The organism is Nioella sp. MMSF_3534, assembly GCF_030732985.1.
Classification (GTDB): domain Bacteria; phylum Pseudomonadota; class Alphaproteobacteria; order Rhodobacterales; family Rhodobacteraceae; genus Nioella.
This window is the reverse complement of the sequence record NZ_JASHJX010000013.1, coordinates 38,086-57,983: the sequence shown is the minus strand read 5'-3', so window position 1 is coordinate 57,983 and position 19,898 is coordinate 38,086. Positions and strand designations below refer to the sequence as shown.

At 63.2% G+C, this 19,898-nt stretch carries 23 protein-coding genes and 1 pseudogene; 15 read left to right on the top strand and 9 right to left on the bottom strand.

The features are described from left to right. The first annotated feature begins 1 nt into the window (after nt 1). On the top strand, nt 2-559 hold the full coding sequence (locus RBB16_RS07640; protein ID WP_306045596.1) for a DUF6151 family protein: 558 nt from the start codon (nt 2-4) through the stop codon (nt 557-559). A 3-nt stretch (nt 560-562) separates the two neighbouring features. On the opposite strand, the gene RBB16_RS07635 is transcribed toward RBB16_RS07640, so the two are convergent. The 4 genes from RBB16_RS07635 to RBB16_RS07620 all read right to left on the bottom strand — a co-directional run bounded on the left by RBB16_RS07635 (nt 563) and on the right by RBB16_RS07620 (nt 3,685). Beyond that, nucleotides 563-1,255 carry an alpha/beta fold hydrolase gene (locus RBB16_RS07635; RefSeq protein WP_306045595.1) on the bottom strand — a complete coding sequence of 231 codons (693 nt, stop codon included), beginning with the start codon at nt 1,253-1,255 and terminating at the stop codon, nt 563-565. Nucleotides 1,256-1,279: 24 nt separating this feature from the next. After that, complete coding sequence (locus RBB16_RS07630) at nt 1,280-1,870, bottom strand: hypothetical protein (RefSeq protein WP_306045594.1); 591 nt, start codon at nt 1,868-1,870, stop codon at nt 1,280-1,282. A 92-nt stretch (nt 1,871-1,962) separates the two neighbouring features. Then, nucleotides 1,963-2,946, bottom strand: a complete 984-nt coding sequence (locus tag RBB16_RS07625; RefSeq protein WP_306045593.1) for a carboxylesterase — start codon at nt 2,944-2,946, stop codon at nt 1,963-1,965. Then, nucleotides 2,939-3,685 carry an alpha/beta hydrolase gene (locus RBB16_RS07620; RefSeq protein ID WP_306045592.1) on the bottom strand — a complete coding sequence of 249 codons (747 nt, stop codon included), beginning with the start codon at nt 3,683-3,685 and terminating at the stop codon, nt 2,939-2,941. Before RBB16_RS07620 ends, RBB16_RS07625 begins: the two co-directional genes overlap by 8 nt. 308 nt (nt 3,686-3,993) lie before the next feature. Between RBB16_RS07620 and thrS the strand changes: the two genes are divergently transcribed. Then, nucleotides 3,994-5,973 (top strand): threonine--tRNA ligase, encoded by a 1,980-nt coding sequence (thrS, locus tag RBB16_RS07615; RefSeq protein WP_306045591.1) that lies wholly within the window; start codon nt 3,994-3,996, stop codon nt 5,971-5,973. A gap of 100 nt (nt 5,974-6,073) precedes the next feature. Continuing rightward, a complete protein-coding gene (locus RBB16_RS07610; protein ID WP_306045590.1) occupies nt 6,074-7,141 on the top strand; it encodes an NAD(P)-dependent oxidoreductase in 1,068 nt (355 codons plus the stop codon). Nucleotides 7,142-7,145: 4 nt separating this feature from the next. On the opposite strand, the gene RBB16_RS07605 is transcribed toward RBB16_RS07610, so the two are convergent. Then, on the bottom strand, nt 7,146-7,514 hold the full coding sequence (locus RBB16_RS07605) for a hypothetical protein (RefSeq protein WP_306045589.1): 369 nt from the start codon (nt 7,512-7,514) through the stop codon (nt 7,146-7,148). A 352-nt stretch (nt 7,515-7,866) separates the two neighbouring features. Between RBB16_RS07605 and RBB16_RS07600 the strand changes: the two are divergent. The 4 genes and pseudogenes from RBB16_RS07600 to RBB16_RS07585 all read left to right on the top strand — a co-directional run. Continuing rightward, nucleotides 7,867-8,178: pseudogene (locus RBB16_RS07600) on the top strand (DUF2282 domain-containing protein); the annotation flags it as partial. 140 nt (nt 8,179-8,318) lie between these two features. Next, nucleotides 8,319-9,173: a DUF692 domain-containing protein gene (locus tag RBB16_RS07595; protein WP_306045588.1), complete on the top strand. Its 855-nt coding sequence runs from the start codon at nt 8,319-8,321 to the stop codon at nt 9,171-9,173. Nucleotides 9,174-9,177: 4 nt separating this feature from the next. Further along, on the top strand, nt 9,178-9,921 hold the full coding sequence (locus tag RBB16_RS07590; protein WP_306045587.1) for a DNA-binding domain-containing protein: 744 nt from the start codon (nt 9,178-9,180) through the stop codon (nt 9,919-9,921). Then, the gene (locus RBB16_RS07585) at nt 9,918-10,487 is read left to right on the top strand and encodes a DoxX family protein (RefSeq protein WP_306045586.1); all 570 of its coding nucleotides are present in this window, start codon (nt 9,918-9,920) and stop codon (nt 10,485-10,487) included. The genes RBB16_RS07590 and RBB16_RS07585 overlap by 4 nt, the downstream gene beginning before the upstream one ends. Here RBB16_RS07585 and RBB16_RS07580 read toward each other — a convergent pair. After that, the gene (locus RBB16_RS07580) at nt 10,469-10,795 is read right to left on the bottom strand and encodes an arsenate reductase family protein (RefSeq protein ID WP_306045585.1); all 327 of its coding nucleotides are present in this window, start codon (nt 10,793-10,795) and stop codon (nt 10,469-10,471) included. The genes RBB16_RS07585 and RBB16_RS07580 overlap by 19 nt on opposite strands. A 212-nt stretch (nt 10,796-11,007) precedes the next feature. Between RBB16_RS07580 and RBB16_RS07575 the strand changes: the two genes are divergently transcribed. The 6 genes from RBB16_RS07575 to RBB16_RS07550 all read left to right on the top strand — a co-directional run bounded on the left by RBB16_RS07575 (nt 11,008) and on the right by RBB16_RS07550 (nt 15,669). Next, a complete protein-coding gene (locus tag RBB16_RS07575; RefSeq protein ID WP_071688420.1) occupies nt 11,008-11,214 on the top strand; it encodes a cold-shock protein in 207 nt (68 codons plus the stop codon). A 399-nt stretch (nt 11,215-11,613) separates the two neighbouring features. After that, on the top strand, nt 11,614-11,895 hold the full coding sequence (gene yajC, locus RBB16_RS07570) for a preprotein translocase subunit YajC (protein WP_071688421.1): 282 nt from the start codon (nt 11,614-11,616) through the stop codon (nt 11,893-11,895). Between the two features lie 20 nt (nt 11,896-11,915). Then, nucleotides 11,916-13,580 (top strand): protein translocase subunit SecD, encoded by a 1,665-nt coding sequence (gene secD / locus RBB16_RS07565; protein ID WP_306045584.1) that lies wholly within the window; start codon nt 11,916-11,918, stop codon nt 13,578-13,580. Between the two features lie 4 nt (nt 13,581-13,584). Further along, a complete protein-coding gene (secF, locus tag RBB16_RS07560; protein ID WP_306045583.1) occupies nt 13,585-14,559 on the top strand; it encodes a protein translocase subunit SecF in 975 nt (324 codons plus the stop codon). Beyond that, a complete protein-coding gene (locus RBB16_RS07555) occupies nt 14,552-15,304 on the top strand; it encodes a TSUP family transporter (RefSeq protein WP_306045582.1) in 753 nt (250 codons plus the stop codon). The genes secF and RBB16_RS07555 overlap by 8 nt, the downstream gene beginning before the upstream one ends. An 11-nt stretch (nt 15,305-15,315) precedes the next feature. Further along, nucleotides 15,316-15,669, top strand: a complete 354-nt coding sequence (locus RBB16_RS07550; protein ID WP_306045581.1) for an Mth938-like domain-containing protein — start codon at nt 15,316-15,318, stop codon at nt 15,667-15,669. Nucleotides 15,670-15,939: 270 nt separating this feature from the next. On the opposite strand, the gene RBB16_RS07545 is transcribed toward RBB16_RS07550, so the two are convergent. Genes RBB16_RS07545 through RBB16_RS07535 form a run of 3 tightly spaced genes read right to left on the bottom strand, consistent with a single transcriptional unit; the run spans nt 15,940 to nt 17,976 of the window. Next, the gene (locus RBB16_RS07545; protein WP_306045580.1) at nt 15,940-16,626 is read right to left on the bottom strand and encodes a DUF1194 domain-containing protein; all 687 of its coding nucleotides are present in this window, start codon (nt 16,624-16,626) and stop codon (nt 15,940-15,942) included. Continuing rightward, on the bottom strand, nt 16,623-17,051 hold the full coding sequence (locus RBB16_RS07540; RefSeq protein WP_306045579.1) for a VOC family protein: 429 nt from the start codon (nt 17,049-17,051) through the stop codon (nt 16,623-16,625). The genes RBB16_RS07545 and RBB16_RS07540 overlap by 4 nt, the downstream gene beginning before the upstream one ends. A gap of 19 nt (nt 17,052-17,070) precedes the next feature. Beyond that, the gene (locus RBB16_RS07535; protein ID WP_306045578.1) at nt 17,071-17,976 is read right to left on the bottom strand and encodes a DUF817 domain-containing protein; all 906 of its coding nucleotides are present in this window, start codon (nt 17,974-17,976) and stop codon (nt 17,071-17,073) included. Between the two features lie 90 nt (nt 17,977-18,066). Here RBB16_RS07535 and thyX point away from each other — a divergent pair, with 90 nt between their 5' ends. Further along, nucleotides 18,067-18,972: an FAD-dependent thymidylate synthase gene (gene thyX / locus RBB16_RS07530; protein WP_306045576.1), complete on the top strand. Its 906-nt coding sequence runs from the start codon at nt 18,067-18,069 to the stop codon at nt 18,970-18,972. A gap of 16 nt (nt 18,973-18,988) precedes the next feature. Next, complete coding sequence (locus RBB16_RS07525) at nt 18,989-19,795, top strand: DUF3800 domain-containing protein (protein ID WP_306045575.1); 807 nt, start codon at nt 18,989-18,991, stop codon at nt 19,793-19,795. Nucleotides 19,796-19,898: the final 103 nt, after the last annotated feature.

Below are 19,898 nucleotides of genomic sequence, written 5' to 3'. Positions count from 1 at the left end.
CATGACGGCGGGCGCGGATATCCCCTTCGCCTGCCGCTGCGGCACTGTCACCGGCATCCTGCACGATGTGCGCCCGCAAGAGGGAACGCATGTCGTCTGCCACTGCAATTCCTGCGCCCGCGCGATGCGGCTTTCGGGTCTGGGCGACTCGGCTGCGGGCGGCGTCGATCTGTGGCAGACCACCCCGGACCGGATCGAGATCGCCACGGGCGCCGACCGGTTGATCCCGGTTCAGCTGTCGCCAAAGGGCCTGTTTCGCTGGACGGCGCAATGTTGCGATACGCCGATGATCAACACTTTCGGCTCCCCTGCGCTGCCCTTCGCGGGCATCCTGACGGGCAACCTGTCCGATCCCGCGCCACTTGGCCCTGTCATCGCCCATGGCTTCGTCACGGGCCCCAATGGCAAGCAGCGCCACCAGAATGGCGGCCGGGTCATCTGGCGCTTTGTGAAACGTACCGTCGCCGCAAAGCTGGGACGCAGGGGCAGACAGACTCCGTTCTTCAACGCCGATGGCAGCCCGATCAACGCGCCGGTGCTTGCCCCGAGGGCGGAATAGAGCTCAGACCCTCAGCATCCGATGCAGCAGATCGGTGACCTCCTCGGGCTGCTCCAGCATCGGCAGATGCCCCGCCTCCTCCAACACCACCAGCCGCCCTTGCGGCAGCAGCCCGGCCATCACCTCGTGCCGGCGGGCAGGAAACAGACGATCATGCGCTCCGCAGACGACGAGCGTGGGAACTGGCAGGCGGCGCAGCGTTCCTTGCTGGTCCGGGCGGCGCTGCATCGCGCGGGATTGGGCGTGAAAGGCATCCACTCCGGCCCGTTCCGCCATCTGCCGGACAATATCCAGAACCCCGGCGCGACCGGCCCCGGGTGCCAAAGCCCCCGATGGCAGCGCCTCGGCCATCGCATCCGCAAGCCGACCCGCCCGCGCCCGCGCAATCATCGTATCGCGCGCCGCCGCGACGCCCGGCAATTCCGACAACGCATCGGTCGAGATCAGCACCAGCCGCGTGACCCTGTCCGGTGCGAGGCGGGCCAGTTCCATCGCCACCATGCCGCCAAGGGAATGGCCGACCAGCGCACAGCGCTGCGGCAATCCCTGCAAGGCAAGGCTGGCCATCTCGCGCACGGAATCGGACCCGGCAAGCGAGGCGATTTGAACCGGACGATCCAACGACAGGGCCTCGATCTGATGCCGGAACGCCCGCGCGTCAGACATGAAACCCGGAATGAAAACAACAGGATCCATCGTTACAATTTCACCGAACCGATCTTACCCGCCCTGTCCTCTCAGGGACATGACGGTCTGGGCGGCATGCTGGGGCACCCCGACGCCCATGGCGGCCCAATGGCCGTCACAGAACCGGATCGCCTGCGCAAGGTTTTCCGAAAGACCGGTCCCCGACAGTTGCGCAATTCGCCGATCTCCGGCCCAAAGCTCGCTCGGCCCGCCAGCCAGCAGCGCCGTGATCAGCGGATCGCCCATGGAAATCACCACACCCCAATCGCCGACCATCTCGTTCCACTGGATCTGCGGAAACTGGTAGCCAAGCCCGCCAATGGAAAAGATCACGTCCGACCGGCGTCCGGCGTCCGGCTGGCTCCAATCAATGGGGCCAAGCGCTTCGGTCATCGAAACATGGATGATATAGGGGTCATAGGGGCCGCCGCCCTCGCCATAGGACCAGTCCGCATCCGGATAGTGGCCCGCGCAATTGAAGCTGATCGGCCCGCCCTCAGTACCGGTTCCGGCAAAGAACCATCGTTGCTCGAAATTCGACCGCAGCCCCCAATCCTGCGCCATGGCAGGCCCGGCCAGCGCAAGCGCGGTCAGGCCCGCAACAATCGGTTTGAAAAATCCCATGGAACACCCCTCTCTGAAATCACTTTCCGACAGAGTTGCAGAGCCCTCGTCTTTGGGCAACCGTTTTGCGATGCCCAAGCGCGGGTGGCGGCTCACGGGAGCGTTGCTTGAACCCATTCAAGAATGACATCCGTCACCGGCCCGGTCATCGCGGGGCTGAGGATATCGCCCGCAATGACATGAAAAAACGGGTCCGCTCCTGTTTCCGGCAGGTCTTGCGGGGCCAAGGTCACCGCGCCGCCCCATCCGGCCAGAAAGTCGCGCGTGGCCGCAGCCGATACCACGCGGTCATTGTCGGAAAAAACCGCCAGAACCGGGGCTGAAACGCCACTGTAGTCGCGTGCCCTCGTTTCTCTCATCAGGGTGCCGAGGCTGGTCAACACCCCGGTGCCGTAGCGCGTGGTCCAGTAGCGCCCATGTCCCTCGTTCAGGGCGTCCCAGGCCCGTTCCTCGCCTGCCAGCAGCGGCACGATCCGGCGGGCGAAGGCCAGTTCGGTGATCACGGCAGAGCGGTTCATGACGCGGAAATTCGGCGACACCATCACGAGGCCCGCCACATCAGCGGCCATGTCGGGCTCGGTCATCGCATAGCTGGCCAGCGTCGCGCCGGTCGAGGTGCCCATGATCAACACCCGTTCCCCCGCCTGCCGCGCCAGATCGAGGAACAGCGCCGCATCATTGGCCCACTGGCTGGCCGTGGCCGCCGCCAGCGCATCCCCGCCGCGCCCATGCCCGGTCAGGCGCGCATAGATCAGGTTCGCGCCCAGCGCTTCGGCCACATTGTCGGGCACTGGCCTGATTTCTTCCGAGGTGGCGGAGAAGCCATGCAGATAGAGGATCGACAGCGGGGTTTGGGTGCCCGGCTCACCGGCCCAGATCACCCGCGCTTCCACGCCCGGTGTGATGTCGTCGAACGCCGCCTCGCGCGCGGCCAGAACCTCTGCGATCCCCTGTCCCTCGTTGGACACCAGCGCGCCCCGTTCGATGCGTTCGCGCGGGCCGAGGATCAAGAGACCACCGGCGACAACTGTCACGGTGACAAGGACAAGGACCAGGCGTTTGAGAAACCTAAACATGGGTCAGCACATCCTCGATCGCCGTTTCGATCCGCGACAGGCAATAGTCGTCGGAAAAGCGATGGTCGGCCCCCTTCACCAGTTCCAGCCGGATATCAGGGCCTTCCATGTGATCCAGAAGGCGTAAGGCGACGGACATGTCCACATCCGCATCCGCCGTGCCTTGCAACAGCCGCACGGGGGCATTGACGGTCAGGGGGCTGCGCAGGACCAGCTGTTGCCGACCGTCTTCGATCATGCGTTTGGTGATGATGTAGGGTTCACCATAATCCGAGGGCAGCGCGACCTGCCCGGTCTGGTCCATCTCGGCCTTTTGGGCATCAGACCAACTGTCCCACATCCCGTCCTCGGTGAAATCGGGCGCGGCAGCGATACCTACAAGCCCTGCCACCAATTCCGGGTGCTTGCGGGCAAAGAGCAGCGCCTGCCACCCGCCCATGGACGAGCCAACGAGGATCTGCGGGCCTTCGGTCAGCGTCAGGATCGCGGCCTCGGCATCCTCGGCCCAATCGCCGATACACCCATCGGTGAAGGCGCCAGAGCTTTCGCCATGCCCGGAATAGTCGAACCTCAGGAAAGCGCGGCCCGTGCGCTTGGCCCAGGCCTCCAGATGCACCGCCTTGCTGCCCTGCATGTCGGATTTCAGCCCGCCCAGAAACACCACGCCCGGACCCGAACCGGCGGTCTGATGAAAGGCGATGGTGCGTCCCTGCCGTGTGGTCAGCGTTTGTGGGGTCATTTGGCGGCGTCCTCCCTGATCGTCCCACCGGTTTTGCCTGCGGCGGGGAGATGGGACAAGTTTTTATGCTTCTCGCCCCCGGAAATGCGCGAAGATTGACGGCATGACATTGCGTCAGGCACGGGCCGCCCCTGCCCCATCAACGTTAACAGACGGGGTTAAGGTTAATGCCGGGGATAGGGGATCAGACCGGGCCGGTGCATCCGCCCTTGACACGCGCCGCGCCAGGCGTCACCTCTGCCCCCCGAAACCATATACCCGCAACCGGGCGTTCCGTGGGCGCCAAACCGACGAGGAGCTTGTGCCAGATGGCCCAGATTTCCCTGACTTTCCCCGATGGCAATTCCCGTGACTACGCGGCTGGCGTGACGCCTGCCGATGTGGCCGCCGGCATTTCCAGCTCGCTGGCCAAGAAGGCCATCTCCGCCACCGTGAACGGTGCCCATTGGGACCTGCAATGGCCGATCGAGGACAATGCCTCCATCGCCATTCACACCATGGCCGACGACGCGCAAGCGTTGGAGCTGATCCGCCATGACTGCGCCCATATCATGGCCCGCGCCGTGCAGGAGATCTGGCCGGATGTAAAGGTCACCATCGGCCCGGTGATCGACAACGGCTGGTATTACGATTTCGACCGGGCGGAACCGTTCACCCCCGAAGACCTCGGCCAGATCGAAGCCAAGATGCGCGAGATCATCAACCGCCGCGATCCCGTCACCACCGAAATCTGGGAGCGCGACCGCGCGGTCAAGTTCTACGAGGCCAACAACGAACCCTACAAGGTGGAGCTGATCGAGGCCATTCCCGGCGACGAACCGCTTCGCATGTATTGGCACGGGCATTGGCAGGATCTCTGCCGTGGTCCGCATCTTCAGCATACCGGGCAGGTTCCGGCGGATGCGTTCAAACTGATGAGCGTCGCGGGTGCCTATTGGCGTGGCGACAGCAATCGCGCCATGTTGCAGCGGATCTATGGCGTCGCCTTCCGCAACAAGAACGACCTAAAGGCCCATCTGACGATGCTGGAGGAGGCCGCCAAGCGCGACCACCGCAAGCTTGGCCGTGAAATGAACCTGTTCCACATGCAGGAAGAAGCCCCCGGTCAGGTCTTCTGGCATCCGGGCGGCTGGACGATCTACACCACGCTTCAGGACTACATGCGCCGCAAGCAGCGTGCCGGGGGCTACCGCGAGATCAACACGCCGCAGGTTGTGGACCGCAAGCTGTGGGAGGCCTCTGGCCACTGGGAAAAGTACCAGCATCACATGTTCATCGTCGAAGTGGATGAAAGCCGCGATGGCGAGAATGACGATGCCTCCGCCAAGAACCGGGCCGAAACGCGGATCAATGCGCTGAAGCCGATGAACTGCCCCTGTCATGTGCAGGTCTTCAACCAGGGTCAGAAAAGCTATCGCGACCTGCCGCTTCGTCTGGCGGAATTCGGCTCCTGCGCGCGGTTCGAACCCTCGGGCGCGCTGCACGGGATCATGCGGGTGCGGGGCTTTACCCAGGACGATGCACATATCTTCTGCACCGAGGATCAGATTCAGGAGGAATGCGCGCGCTTCATCGACTTCCTTGCCAATGTCTATGAAGAGCTCGGCTTCCCCGAGTTTGAAATCCGCTTCGCCACCCGCCCCGAAAAGCGCGTCGGCAGCGATGAAAGCTGGGACTATGTCGAAGGCGCGCTGGAAAACGCCATCAAGGCCGTGGGCCGCGATTACACGCTGGAACCGGGCGACGGGGCGTTTTACGGGCCGAAGCTCGACTTCTACCTGACCGACGCCATTGGCCGGGTCTGGCAATGCGGCACGTTTCAGGTCGATCCGAACCTGCCCGAGCGGCTGGATGCGAACTATACCGGTGAGGACGGGGCCAAGCACCGGCCCTTCATGCTGCACCGCGCCTGCCTTGGGTCCTTCGAGCGATTCATCGGCATCCTGATCGAGAACTGGGAAGGCAAACTGCCCTTCTGGCTGGCCCCGCGTCAGGTGGTCGTGGCCTCCATCGTGTCCGAGGCCGATGACTATGTGCAGGAGGTCGTGTCAGCCCTGACCGCGCGAGGTGTAAGGGCCGAGGCCGATATCCGCAATGAGAAGATCAACTACAAGGTCCGCGAACATTCCGTGGGCAAGGTGCCAGTGATCCTCGCCATCGGCCGCAAGGAGGTGGAGGACCGCACCGTCACCCTGCGTCGCCTTGGGGAAAAGCGGACCTCGGTCCTGTCGCTGGATGAGGTCGTCGAAAGCCTCGCCGCCGATGCAATCGCGCCTGATCAGCGCTGAGCTGCAGATCACATGATAAGAAGGCCGGTTCCGCTTGGGGCCGGCCTTTTCGTTGATCCAAATCATATCCCGACGCCGGAAATCTGGCTTTAGTTCTTGAATGACAACGCCAACCATTTCCTCAGCCAGCCCCAAGTCCATCCTCGTCACCGGCGGGGCAGGCTTCCTCGGGATCAACCTGATCCGATACCTGCTGGACCGGGGCCATTCCCTGCGCAGTTGGGACATAGCCCCCTTCGCCTATCCCGAAGCAGACAGGATCGACGTGCTTCACGGCGATATCCGCGACCTCGCGCTTCATGACCGCGCTTTCGGGGGCATCGACATCGTCATTCATTGCGCGGCGGCCCTGCCGCTGGCCAGCGCAGAGGAAATTCATTCCACCAATGTGGACGGCACCCAAATGCTGCTCGCCTCGGCGCTGCGCAAGGGAATCCGCCGCTTTGTTCATATCTCCTCAACCGCCGTCTACGGCATCCCCGATCACCACCCGCTGGTGGAGGCCGATCCGATGCAGGGCGTGGGGCCTTACGGGGAATCGAAAGTGGCCGCGGAAAAGCTTTGCCGACAGTTTCGCGCGGATGGGCTGGTGCTGCCGGTCCTTCGCCCGAAAAGCTTTGTCGGCCCCGAACGGCTCGGCGCGTTTGAGCTGCTCTATGATTTCGCCTCGACCGGGCATAATTTCCCGGTCCTCGGATCGGGCCAGAATCGCTATCAGCTGCTGGATGTGGACGACCTGAACGCGGCGATCTGCCTGAGCGCCTTTGGCGAGGCCCGGACCGTCAACGACACGTTCAATATCGGGGCGGCAGAGTTCGGCACCATGCGCGAAAGCTTTCAGGCGGTGTTGGACCGCGCGGGCTTCGGCAAACGCATCATCGGCTTTCCCGCCACCCCCGCCATCTGGACCCTGCGCGGGCTGGAAGCGGTGCATCTGTCGCCGCTTTACAAATGGATCTACGAGACCGCGTCGAAGGACAGTTTCGTCAGCATCGACCGCGCCCGCGACAGGTTGGGCTTCGTGCCGCGCCATTCCAATATCGACGCGCTGCTGCGCAACTTCGACTGGTATCTGGCGAACCGTGACCGGATCGCCAAGGGCGCGGGCGTGACCCACAGGGTGCCATGGAAACGCGGTGCGCTGTCGGTGCTGCGCGCGGTTCTGTAACCCCTCAGAAGTGGCTCACTTCCTCATCCGGTCGCCCCGCCGCGATGGCCAGCAGCCCCCCCAGACCACACAGCGCAATCGGGAACATGGTGAAGACGCCGAAGCCAAAGGCATAATACATCCCCGCCGCCGACAGCAGCAGGAAGATGGCGCCCCACAGCGCCCGTGCCCGCGCCATGGCCCCGCCGGCCAGCGCCAGTATGGGCGATATGATGCTCGCCGCCTTGATCAGATCGGGGTTGTCCACCTGTCTGGCAATGTCCGGCACCTCGCCGAAATGGTCGATGAAGGTCACGTAACCATAGCCGAAGAACCCGACGATCATTCCCAGAATGCCACCGATGATTCCCAGAACGAGGGCTGCGTTGCGCATGAAGGCTCTCCGTTGGTTTCTTGCCTGTTCGGAGCCCGAGATAGGCACGATCTGCCAGACAGCCAAGCCCAAGGCACCACTTTCGGTTGAAACATTTCACCGACGGGACGAGGCGGAAGGCAGAAACCCGTCACCTTCCCCTAGGTGGAATCTTCCCCGCAATTACATGATTTCATTCGATAATCACACCTTCCAGCACAACAGGCCCGCCTCACGCCACCCTGACAGAGGGTCACGCACGCGTGCTTGACGGGCCTGTGACTGGCCAGTGATCGACCCGGCGACTTACCACTTCCCCATCACCCGCTCGACGGGTGGGACACGGAAAATATCAGTTTTAGGGAGCTACCCCATGTCGACCCAAATCAAATCGCTGGCCCTGATGGGCGCCGTTGCCGCCGCACTTGGCGCTGTCACCACCACCTCTGCCTCCGCGCAGGCGATGGAGAAGTGTTACGGCGTGTCGCTGGCCGGTGAAAACGGCTGCGCCGCTGGCCCCGGCACCACCTGTGCCGGGTCCTCCACCATCGACTATCAGGGCAACGCCTGGACGCTGGTCCCCGCCGGCACCTGCGCCGAGATCGAGCTGCCCGACGGCCGCATGGGCGAATCCGAGGCCTCGCTGGAAGCCGACGGTTACATCGGTCTGGCCCGCGATCTTCCCGATGGTCTGGCCGAGGACGTTCTGGCCCAGTACCGCGACGTCTCGATGATGGAAGAAGAAATGGACAGCTGATCGCGCTGACCTTCCCCCCCGGTCCACAAAGGGCCGGGGGGTTCTGCCAAAGACCCAAGGGACACGCCATGTATGACCTCGCGCAGGATAACCGTCTGCCCCAACTTGCGGGCATCGGCTACAAGCCCCAGCATTTCCAATCCCTTATCAGCGCACCCGGCGCGGTCAGCTGGCTGGAGATCCATGCCGAAAACTACATGGGCGGTGGCGGCCGCCCGCTGGCCCAACTGCGCGCATTGGCAGACCGTTTTCCGATCTCGGTTCACGGTGTGGGCCTGTCCATCGGCGGCGAAGGCCCGCTCGATCCCGATCACCTCGCCCGCCTCAAGCATCTCTGCGACTGGCTGAACCCCGCCAGCTTTTCCGAACATCTCGCCTGGTCCACCCATGGCGACACCTACCTGAACGACCTGTTGCCCCTGCCCTATACCGAGGCCACTTTGGCCCGCGTCTGCGCCCATATCGACGAGGTGCAAGAGGTTCTGGGGCGTCCGATGCTGCTGGAAAACCCCTCCACCTACCTCGCCTTTGCCGAATCCACGATGGATGAGGTCACGTTTCTTTCGGAAATCGCAAAGCGCACCGGCTGCGGGCTGCTGCTGGATGTGAACAATGTCTTTGTGTCCGCCACCAACCAGAGCTGGGACCCGGTCGCCTATATCGACGCCTTCCCGCTGGCGCAGGTGGGCGAAATCCATCTGGGTGGTCATGATGAGGATGAAGACGAGCACGGCGCGCCCCTACTGATCGACAGCCATGGGCGCGAAGTGGTGGACCCGGTCTGGGCGCTCTATACCCACACCATCGCCCGCGGCGGCGCCAAGCCGACGCTCATTGAATGGGACAACAACGTTCCAGATTTCCCGGTGCTGGAGGCCGAAGCCGCCCGCGCCGACATGATCCTGCAACCGGCCTTGGTGTGATCCGATGCTGCAATCCGATTTCACTGCCGCGATCCTCGACCCCACCGCCCCCATACCGTCTGGCATGGTGGACCCAAAGGGCCGCCCGGCGGGCAAACGTTTCAACGTCTACCGCAACAACCTCGCCGCTTCGCTCACTGACGCGCTGGAAACCGGGTTTCCGGTTCTGCTGAAGCTTCTGGGCGAGAAAAGCTTCAAGACGCTCGCCCTGATCTTCTCTCGCACCCATCCCCCAACCAGCCGCGCCCTGTCACAATACGGGGCAGCGATGCCAGCGTTTCTGGAAGAGTTTCAACCGCTTGCGGCCTATCCTTACCTCGCCGATATCGCTCGTCTGGAACTGGCGATCCGCCGCTCCTACCACGCCGCCGATGCGGACCCGCTGAACGCGGCGGGCATGGACCCGGACACGCTGATGGAGCTGACGCCGGTCCTTGCCCCCGCCACCCAGATCGTCACCTCGCCCTACCCGATCCACGGCATCTGGCGGCGCAACACGCAGACCGACGCGCCTAAACCGCAGCCCACGGCCGAAACCGTCATGATCACCCGGCCAGAGTTCGACCCGATCCCGCATCTTCTGCCCGCAGGCGGCACGGCCTTCGCAAGGGCGCTCGATGGCCGCACAACAATCGCCCTCGCCCTGGAACGCAGCATTGAGGCCGAACCGGGGATCGACCTCGCCCCGCTGCTGACGCTGTTCCTGACCTCGGGCGCGCTGACATTCCAGAAAGGACCCGACCAATGAGGACCCTCGTTTCCCTGCACACCCGCCTCTTCGACACGCTGGAAACCACGCTCGCGCCGATCCTGATGCCGACGCTTGCGCGTTTCGTCTTTGCCGCGACGCTGATGATCTATTACTGGAATTCCGGGCTGACCAAGCTGGGTGAGGGCCTCTCCGGCCTCTTCCAGCCCAATTTCAACGCCTATGTGCAGATCCTGCCCCGCATGTCAGAGGCGGTAGGCTATGACGCCAGCCAGCTCGGGGCATTCTGGCGGCTGGTGGTGCTGGCAGGCACCTGGGCAGAGTTCATCCTGCCCGCGCTGATTGTGCTTGGGCTCTTCACCCGGCTGGCCGCGCTTGGGATGATCGGTTTTGTCCTCGTACAAAGCTATGTCGATATCGTCGGCCATGGCGTCGGCTCGGACGTGATCGGCGCTTGGTTCGATGCGGGCTCTGACAGCCTGATCCTCGATCAGCGTGCCTTCTGGGTGTTCCTGCTGGCCTATATGGTCTTCCGCGGCGCGGGGCCGGTCTCGGTCGACGCCGCCCTGCGGGCCCGCGCGACGCCTCAGATCAGCGCCGCCTGAACCTCCTTGCCCCAACCAAGGTAAAGCGTCCCGTCCTCCGCCCGGAGCACGGGGCGTTTCATTAAGGCGGGGTGGGCCGCTAGCAGATCGGCAGGCGCGCCCTTGCGCTCCTCCTCTGACAGGCCGCGCCATGTGGTGGAGCGTGTGTTCACCAGCGCATCCCCGAACGCCCCCAGAAACTCCGCCAACCGATCCGCCCCCAAAGGCTCCGCCCGCACATCCACGAAACGCGCCGGACGCCCCGCCGTCTCCAGCGATTTCAGCGCCTTCCGGCAGGTGTCGCAGGTCTTCAGCCCATATAGCTCCATTTCAGCCTCCTACATGTGCAGCCCCATGACATTCCCAAGACAGCTGCACGAAATTCCTTGCGTTTTTCTGAAATCACCCCATCTTTTCTGCCGTGACAACAGGTTTTCGCTGTCCCGCTCTCTCAAGGACGTCAGACAGGGGGTGTCTGTCGGCACCACGCCGCCGCATCTCGCGGGTGGCACCAAGGAAGACTTGAGAAGGAAGAACGGACATGCCCACTGGCACCGTAAAATGGTTCAATACCACCAAAGGTTATGGCTTCATCGCGCCTGACGACGGCGGCAAGGATGTGTTCGTGCACATCTCGGCCGTGGAACGATCGGGGCTGACCGGCCTCGCCGATAACGAGAAAATCGGCTACGAGCTGCGCGAAGGCCGCGACGGCCGCGCCTCGGCGGTGGAGCTGCAAAAGCTCTGAACCATCCGGTGATCCGGAAAAGACAGGCGCCGCGAGGGGGACACCGCTCGCGGCGTTTTCCCTTACGACACCCCCCCCCCTGCCGGGCGCGGAATCAAGGCGAAGCCGCCGCGCCATCGTCATGCTGAAAGCATGCCTCCGGCATGACGCGCCCCCGCGCGCGTCGTCAATGGCGCGGCTCTGAACAATCGGACCGCAAATGTCGCGCACCGAAAGCTCCTTCCACGCATTGCGTTTCCCCCAACTCACACCATATCCCCCATTAACCGGCCTTGGGGAGGGGTAAACGCGGTCCGCGCGCCTTGCGCTTCTTCCCTTGCGCCAGTAACGTGCCGCCGATTTCGCGGGGGCAAGAGACCAACAAAAGGCCCCGCGCCACGGAACAAGAAGGACGCCCCCATGGAAGGTATCGCCGGGTTCATCCCGCTCATTCTGATCTTCGTGATCATGTATTTCCTCATGATCCGCCCGCAGCAGCAACAGCGCAAGGCGCATGAGGCGATGGTTGCGGCGCTGCGCCGGGGTGACCAGGTGATCACCTCTGGCGGCTTCATCGGCAAGATCTCCAAGGTCAAGGATGATGACGAGGTCGAGGTCGAGTTGGCCGATAACGTCAAGGTCCGCGTCGTGCGCAACACCATCGTGCGCGTCGTGAACAAGACCGAACCCGCAAGCGAATAATCTGACCTGAAGGCGCGACGATGCTCAATATCCCCCTCTGGAACCGGGTTCTGATCTGGGGCCTCGTCGCCCTCGGGCTCGCGTTTGCGATGCCCAACCTGTTCTACCCCCGCGTGGAACGCCATAACGACGCCGCAGCCGCCATCGAGGCCGGCACCGCAACCGAGGAGGAGGTCGCAGACGACCTGTCGGGCTGGCCCGGCTTCCTGCCCTCCTCGCTGGTTAATCTAGGTCTCGACCTGCGGGGCGGCGCGCATCTGCTGGCCGAGGTTCAGGTCGAGGATGTCTATGCCACGCGGATGGATGGGCTGTGGCCGCAGGTGCGTGACGCGTTGCGCGACGAGCGGGACACGGTCGGCACCATTCGCCGGCAGGACTCTCCCCCCGACGAACTGCATGTGCGCATTTCCCAGCCCGACGGCATGACCGCCGCGCTTGCCGCTGTCCGCGCCCTGTCCCAGCCGGTCAGCAGCGTCACCGCTGTTGGCGCCATGACGCTGGACATCCGGGCCGAGGGAGACACGATCATCGTGACCCTGTCCGAGGCCGAACGCGCCGCCACCGACGACCGCACCATGCGCCAGTCGATCGAGATCGTGCGCCGCCGCGTCGACGAGGTCGGCACCCGCGAACCCACGATCCAGCGCCAGGGCGACCGCCGCATCCTGATCCAGGTGCCCGGCATCGGCAGCGCCGAAGAGCTCAAGCGCCTGATCGGCACCACCGCGCAACTGACCTTCCACCCGGTCACCGGGCGCGGCAGCGGCAGCGACGTGGAGGCCGGTGCGCGCGAGATCGTGTTGCCGGATGTGGAGGATGAGGGCCTGCTCTACCGGCTGGAACAATCGCCGGTGCTGTCGGGCGAGGATCTGACGGATGCACAGCCCGCTTTCGACCAGAACGGGCAGCCGGTCGTTACCTTCCGCCTGAACACCGCCGGGGCGCGGACCTTCTGCGACTACAGCCAGAACAACGTCGGCGCACCCTTTGCCATCGTGCTGGATGAACAGGTGCTGTCCGCCCCGACGATCCGCGAGGCGATCTGCGGAGGGTCCGGCCAGATCAGCGGCAACTTCACCGTCGAAGGCTCGACCGAACTGGCGGTTCTGCTGCGCGCCGGGGCGCTGCCCGCCGAGATGACCTTCCTCGAAGAACGCACCATCGGCCCGGAACTGGGCGCCGACAGCATCGCGGCGGGCGAAGTGGCGGCCATGGTGGCGGGCGTCGCCGTGCTGATCTTCATGATCGGAAGCTACGGGCTGTTCGGCGTCTTCGCCAATATCGCGCTGATCATCAATGTGGGCCTCATCTTCGGTCTGCTTTCGGCCATCGGGGCCACGCTGACCCTGCCGGGCATTGCCGGGATCGTGCTGACCATCGGTATGGCGGTGGACGCCAATGTTCTGATCTTCGAGCGTATCCGCGAGGAACTGAAGACCGCAAAGGGGCCTGCCCGCGCCATCGAGCTTGGCTATGAAAAGGCCCGCTCGGCGATTTATGACGCCAATATCACCACCTTCATCACGGCGGTGATCCTCTATGTCATGGGGTCGGGTCCGGTGCGCGGCTTCGCGATCACGCTCGGGCTTGGGATCATCACGTCGGTCTTTACGGCCATTTACATCACCCGGCTGTTGATCCTGCTCTGGTTCGAACGCCGCCGCCCCAAGAAGATCGAGGTGTAATCCGATGCGTCTGAAGCTTGTACCCTCCGAAACCAATTGGGATTTCTTCCGGCTGAGCAGCGTCGCGCTGGTGGCGTCGGGCGTGGCCGTTATGGCCTCGATCGTGCTGTTCTTCGTCATCGGCCTGAATTTCGGCATCGACTTCCGGGGCGGCACCACGATCCGCACCGAAGCCCATTCCGAGGTGGATGTCGCGGCCTATCGCGAGGCGCTTCAGGGGCTGGACCTGGGCGATATCTCGATCACCGAGGTGTTCGACCCGACTTTCGCGGCCGATGAACATGTGACGCTGGTCAATGTGCAGGCGCAGGACGGGCAGGAATCGGTCAGCGCCGAGACGATCGCCGCCATCGAAGCGGTGTTGCAGGAGGTCGATCCAACCATCACCTTCCCCTCGGTCGAAAGCGTCGGCCCGACCGTGTCCGGCGAACTGGTGCAAACCGCGATCATCGCGGTGACACTCGCCATCGCGGCGGTGCTGATCTATATCTGGTTGCGCTTCGAGTGGCAGTTCTCGCTTGGTGCCGTGGCGGCGCTCATCCATGACGTGACGCTGACCATCGGCATCTTCTGCCTGTTGCAGATCCGCTTCGACCTGGCCATCATCGCGGCGCTTCTGACCATCGTGGGCTATTCCCTGAACGACACCGTGATCGTCTTCGACCGGGTGCGGGAAAACCTGCGCAAGTTCAAGAAACGTCCGCTGAAAGAGGTGCTGAACCTGTCCATCAACGATACGCTCAGCCGGACGGTCATGACCTCCTTCACCACGCTGATCGCGCTCATTGCGCTGTTCGTACTGGGTGGCGATGTGATCCGCGGCTTCGTCTTCGCGATGATCTGGGGCATCGTGGTGGGCACCTACAGTTCGGTCTTCGTGGCCTCGGCGATCCTGCTGCGCCTCGGCGTCAAGCGCGACTGGTCCAAGACCGATGGCGGCGGGGCCAGCGGCACCCAGTTCGCCAATATCGATGCCTGATATCCTGGCCACGGCCCTGGCGACGCCGGGGCTGGTCTGGCTGCTGCTGACCATCTCTGCCGCCGGAATCGTGCGCGGCTTTACCGGGTTCGGGACGGCGCTGATCTTCGTGCCCGTGGCGGGCATCTTTCTTGAACCGCAGATCGTCATCGCCCTGATCACGCTGACCGGCGTGGCCAGCACCGCCGCGTTGCTGCCGCGCGCCTGGGGACAGGCCGATCGGCGCGAAGTGGGCACGATGGGGCTGGCGGCACTGGTGACCGTGCCGCTTGGACTGTGGCTGCTGACGCTTCTGGACCGCGATACAGTGCGCTGGATCGTGGCCGCTGTGGCGCTGGTGACCCTGACCGCCCTGATCGCGGGCTGGCGCTATCGCGGCCAGGTGGCGGTGCCGGGCCTTCTGGGCATCGGCGCGGCGGCAGGCGGCATCGGCGGGCTGACCGGGCTGACGGGGCCTGCGGTGATCCTGTTCTACCTTGCCGGGCAGAGCGGCGTCGCCTCGGTGCGCGCCAACACGATCCTGTTTCTGGCAATGCTCGACGTGGTGGTGGTGGGCAACCTGCTGCTGCGCGGATCGGTGGGGCTTGGCGTCATGGTATTGGCGCTGATCCTGTCCCTGCCCTATTTCCTGACATCGCTCATGGGGCAGGCATTGTTTGATCCCCGCCACGAGACTCTGTATCGAGGAGCCGCCTACGGGGTGATCGGGCTGGCGCTGGTCACCGGACTGCCGATCTGGGAATAGGGAAAACCGCAATGCGCATGAACGAAATCAGCTTTGGCGAGGCGCGGCCGGTGGATGGCTATGGCCCCGGCTTCTTCCGCGTCGGCGGAGAGGTCTTCGAGGGTCCGGTCCTGTGCCTGCCCGGTGGCGTGCGCGCCTGGGGCGGGCTGGAGGATGCGGGCGCGCTGGTGGCACTGGCCGGGGCACTGGATGTGCTGCTGATCGGAACCGGCGCTGACATGATGCCGATGCCGGCAGAGCTGCGACGGGTGCTGGAGGCCGCGGACCTTCCCATTGAACCGATGGGGTCACCCTCTGCTGCCCGCACCTATAACGTGCTGCTGGCCGAGGGGCGTCGTGTCGGGGCGGCCCTGCTGCCTGTCTGAGGGATTTCGCTGCGCCCTTCGGGCGCATCGACCCGCGCGCCCGTTCCGGGCGCGATTGACCGCCGCAGTTAGGTTTCGCCATGCGCTTCGCGCATGTCGACCCGCGCGGCCCTTGCGGGCCGCGATCCTGACGCCGGAGGGGCGGATTGGTGTCTGCGGCACCGATCCGCCTGCCCCAACGTTCTTCTCAAGAGCGTTCCCTGTCGGTGGGGGCGCTGCCCCCGTCGCCTGCGGCGACTCCCCCGAGGTATTTTTGCCAAGCTGAAAGGATCAGGGAACGAGCGCGCCGAGCACCATCACCCGCAGCTCGCGTTCCAGCTTGCGGCGCATGGCGGCTTCGAATTCCTGATGATTGAGCGCATGTTCCACGAAGGCCCCCGGACCCCGGATGATCTCATCCGCGAAATATTGCTCGATCTGTCGACTGGCCCCGCCTATGGCCAGCCCGTTCACGGTGACGCCATCCAGCGGAAAATGCTGGTAGGCCAGCGCCGGGGCGAAGCCATCGTTGTTCTGTCCGTCCCCCGCCACGTCCAGGGTCTGGAAAAGGCATGGCGGCGCTTGTTCGAACATGGTTGCAGCAAAGCCGATCGCATAGCCGATGGCCGTTGGAAATTCCCCCGTCGTGCGCGGGGTTGTCTGTAATTCCTCCACGATCTCCAGCACCTGCGCGCGGGACGTCACCAGCCGCCAGTCAGAGATCACATCCTGCTGGAAGCGCCCGGACCATTCGTAGATCGCCAGTGCCACCGGGCCAGGCCCGTTGAGCAGAGGGTCCATCACCTCGGGCGCCAAAAGCGCCGCCGCCAGCCCGTTGCGCTGGATCTGATGTTCGGCGTCATCGACCGAGGCCGAGACATCGAGCGCCAGCAACAGCGCCAGCCGACAGGTCTGCTGCGCGGCAGCCGGGCCCGAAAGCAGCGCCGCGACCAGCGCCAGGAGGGCGGCGCGGATCACCAATGCCCGGTATTGCCCATGCTGGCCCAGGGTTCGGCCGGGGGCAGATCCTCCCCCTCCTGAAGCAGCTCCACCGAGATATTGTCGGGCGAGCGGACAAAGGCCATATGGCCATCGCGCGGCGGGCGGTTGATCACGACGCCATTGTCCATCAGATGCTGGCACAGCGCATAGATATCAGAGACCCGGTAGGCCAGATGCCCGAAATGGCGACTATCCGACGGCAGGCCTTCGTCGCCGTCCCAGTTATAGGTCAGTTCCAGCGGATAGTCCGGCTGATCCGGGGCGGCCATGAAGACATTGGTGAAGCGGCCTGCCTCGCTGTCGTAGCGACGTGTCTCCTCAAGGCCCAGGAGCTGGTAGAATGCTATGGATTTCTCAAGGTCTTTGACCCGAACCATTGTGTGGTAGTAGCGGATGGACATCACTGTTCCTCTGATCGTTTCAGGGAATGGTAGCGCGGCCAGTGTCACTTGTCGCGTGGGGACCGCGATAAATTTCTCGTGGGGCGGGGCGCACCGGATGCGGCTTCAGCTCATCGCGCATGATCAGCGTCACGGTCACGAAGCTGACATAGAGCAGCAGGTACCACGACCCCAGCTTGCCAAGCGATACCATGTCGAACTGCCCCTGCCCCGCATAGGCCCAGGTGCGTGTGACGGTGCCGATGTTCTCGGCGATCCAGATGAACACGGCCGCCAGCCCCGCGGCCACCGGCAGGGGCATCCAGCGCGGGTCGGTGCCGGGAAAGAACCAGATGCGGGTGCGCCAGAAGAGCAGCACCGTGGCCAGGAACAGCCCCATCCGGATGTCGGGCAGGAAATGGTGGGCGAAGAAATTGCCATAGATCGCACCCGCCAGCAGCAGCGTCGTCCAGAAGGGCGGGTAAGGCGCGAATTCCATGTGGAAAACCCGGATCACGCGGGCGATGTAGCTGCCCACGCTGGCATACATGAAGCCGGAGAAAAGCGGTACGCCGCCCAGTTCGAAAATCCCCTGTTCCGGATAGTCCCATGACCCTTGCGCCAGCTTGAAGATCTCCATCACCGTGCCCGTCAGGTGGAAAAGCGCGATCACCTTCACCTCCTCCCATTCCTCCAGCCGCAGCCAGACGAAGACCGCCTGCGTCACCACCGCAAACAGGAACAGCGCATCATACCGCGCCAGCGCCCAATCCTCCTGCCACACCGCCTTGGTGCCGATGATGGCCACCAGGAACAGGATGCCGAACATCGCGGCCCAGCCCTGTTTCAGCACGAACATGATGAATTCCGCCGCGTAAGGATGCAGCCGCGCCCGCGCCCAATCCCCCAATCGTCGTTCCAGAAAGGCGGTTCCGCGATCTGCCATGCTCAAAATGCCCCTTTATCTTGCGGTCCTGCGCCCCGGTGGGGCAAAATATGGGGAACCGTGCGATTCCCCGAAGAAGAAAGAAAAACGATGCCGCTCAGCGACGATCAATTGGCCGATATCACCGCAGCCCGCGAAAATGCGCAACCCACTTTGCGCGCGGTGGCCCCGGGGATGGAAAAGCACCTCTATACCGCGCAGCCGGTTCTCGACCATGGCTTCGTGCGGGTGGTGGACTATATGGGCGACGATGCCGCCATCGTTCAGGCGGCGCGCGTCAGCTACGGCGCCGGCACCAAAAAGGCCCGCGATGACAGTGGCTTGATCCGCTATCTCATGCGCCACTGGCACTCCACCCCGTTCGAGATGTGCGAGATCAAGCTGCATGTCAAACTGCCCGTCTTCGTCGCGCGCCAGTGGATCCGCCACCGCACCGCCAATGTCAACGAATACTCCGCCCGCTATTCGATCCTCGACCGCGAATTCTACATCCCCGCCCCCGACGCGCTCGCCGCGCAATCGGTGGTGAACAACCAGGGGCGCGGGGACGTGCTGCAGGGGGAGGAGGCCGAGCGCGTGTTGCGCATCCTAAAGGACGATTCGACGCGCGCCTATGACAATTACCAGTCGATGCTGTCCCAGGACGGCCAGCAGGGTCTGGCGAGGGAGCTCGCCCGCATGAACCTGCCCGCCAATGTCTACACCCAATGGTACTGGAAGACCGACCTGCACAACCTCTTCCACTTCCTCCGCCTGCGCGCCGATGCCCATGCGCAATACGAAATCCGCGTCTATGCCGAGGCGATTGCCGAGATGGTGAAAGACTGGGTCCCGGCGGCCTATGGCGCGTTCGAGGATTACCGGATGGGCGGCGTGAATTTGAGCGGCAAGGGCGTCGAGGTGATCAAACGGCGGCTCGCTGGCGAGGCGGTGACGCAGGAGACGTCTGGGATGAGCGCAGGGGAATGGAGGGAGTTTGTGGAGGTGTTTGGGTGAGTGAGGTTAGTGAAATATGGCTTTCACGGTCTTTGTCGATGAAAGCGGTGAAGCAGGTATCAAAAAAGTTCGATCTGAAAAATCGGGCGGTGCGTCTCCGTATTTTGTAATTTCCGCGGTGGTGATGCAGCCTGCAACAATGATCGCAGCGAAGCAGATGCTTGATGCGGTAAAGTCTGAGATTGGAAAAAAGAATTGGAAACATGCGACAGATTTGGGTCATCCGGAAAAGGTATTGATTGCCCGTAGGATGGCGGACCTTCACGTACGAGTTTTCTCCGTTGTCTCCAACAAGAGCACACTTGGTGTTTATAAGGAGTTTATCGACGCAAACCCACAGAAGTTCTATAATAAGTGCACAAAGTACCTTCTTGAAATTGTGTGCGGATATTTGCTTCGCTTTGGAGGCAATGCCGAAAATATCTCAGTGATTCTGGAACGACGAAATCACGACTATGATGCAATGATTCGTTATTTGATGAAGGTAAAAGAAAATCCAATTTACCCCGAAAGCCGAGCATTGTCTGCCTTAAATCCATTCTCTATTTCGACACGAGCAAAGGGAGAAGAGCCTCTGCTTGAGTTCGCGGACTTCGCCGCACATGCCGTGTACCAATGCGTTAATAAGACATCTTCAAACTACAGAATTCCTGAAACGCGGTACTTCGAAGAAATTGTAGGTCGGTTCGCCGGAGACGACAGGGGAATGGTTCTCGGAAGTGGAATCAAGTGCATCCACTCACTTAACGACTTAGAGTTGGATGAAAAGGTGATTTCTCTGTTCCGCAATGCTCGGTGCACGCCATCAACCTTTCGAGTCTAGCTAGCGTAGGGTGGGCAGTTGTGCCCACAACCCTCCAACCCCTCATGGTGGGCAAACCGGCCACTATACCTCCCCTCAATCCCCACCCCGCGCGGAATAAAGG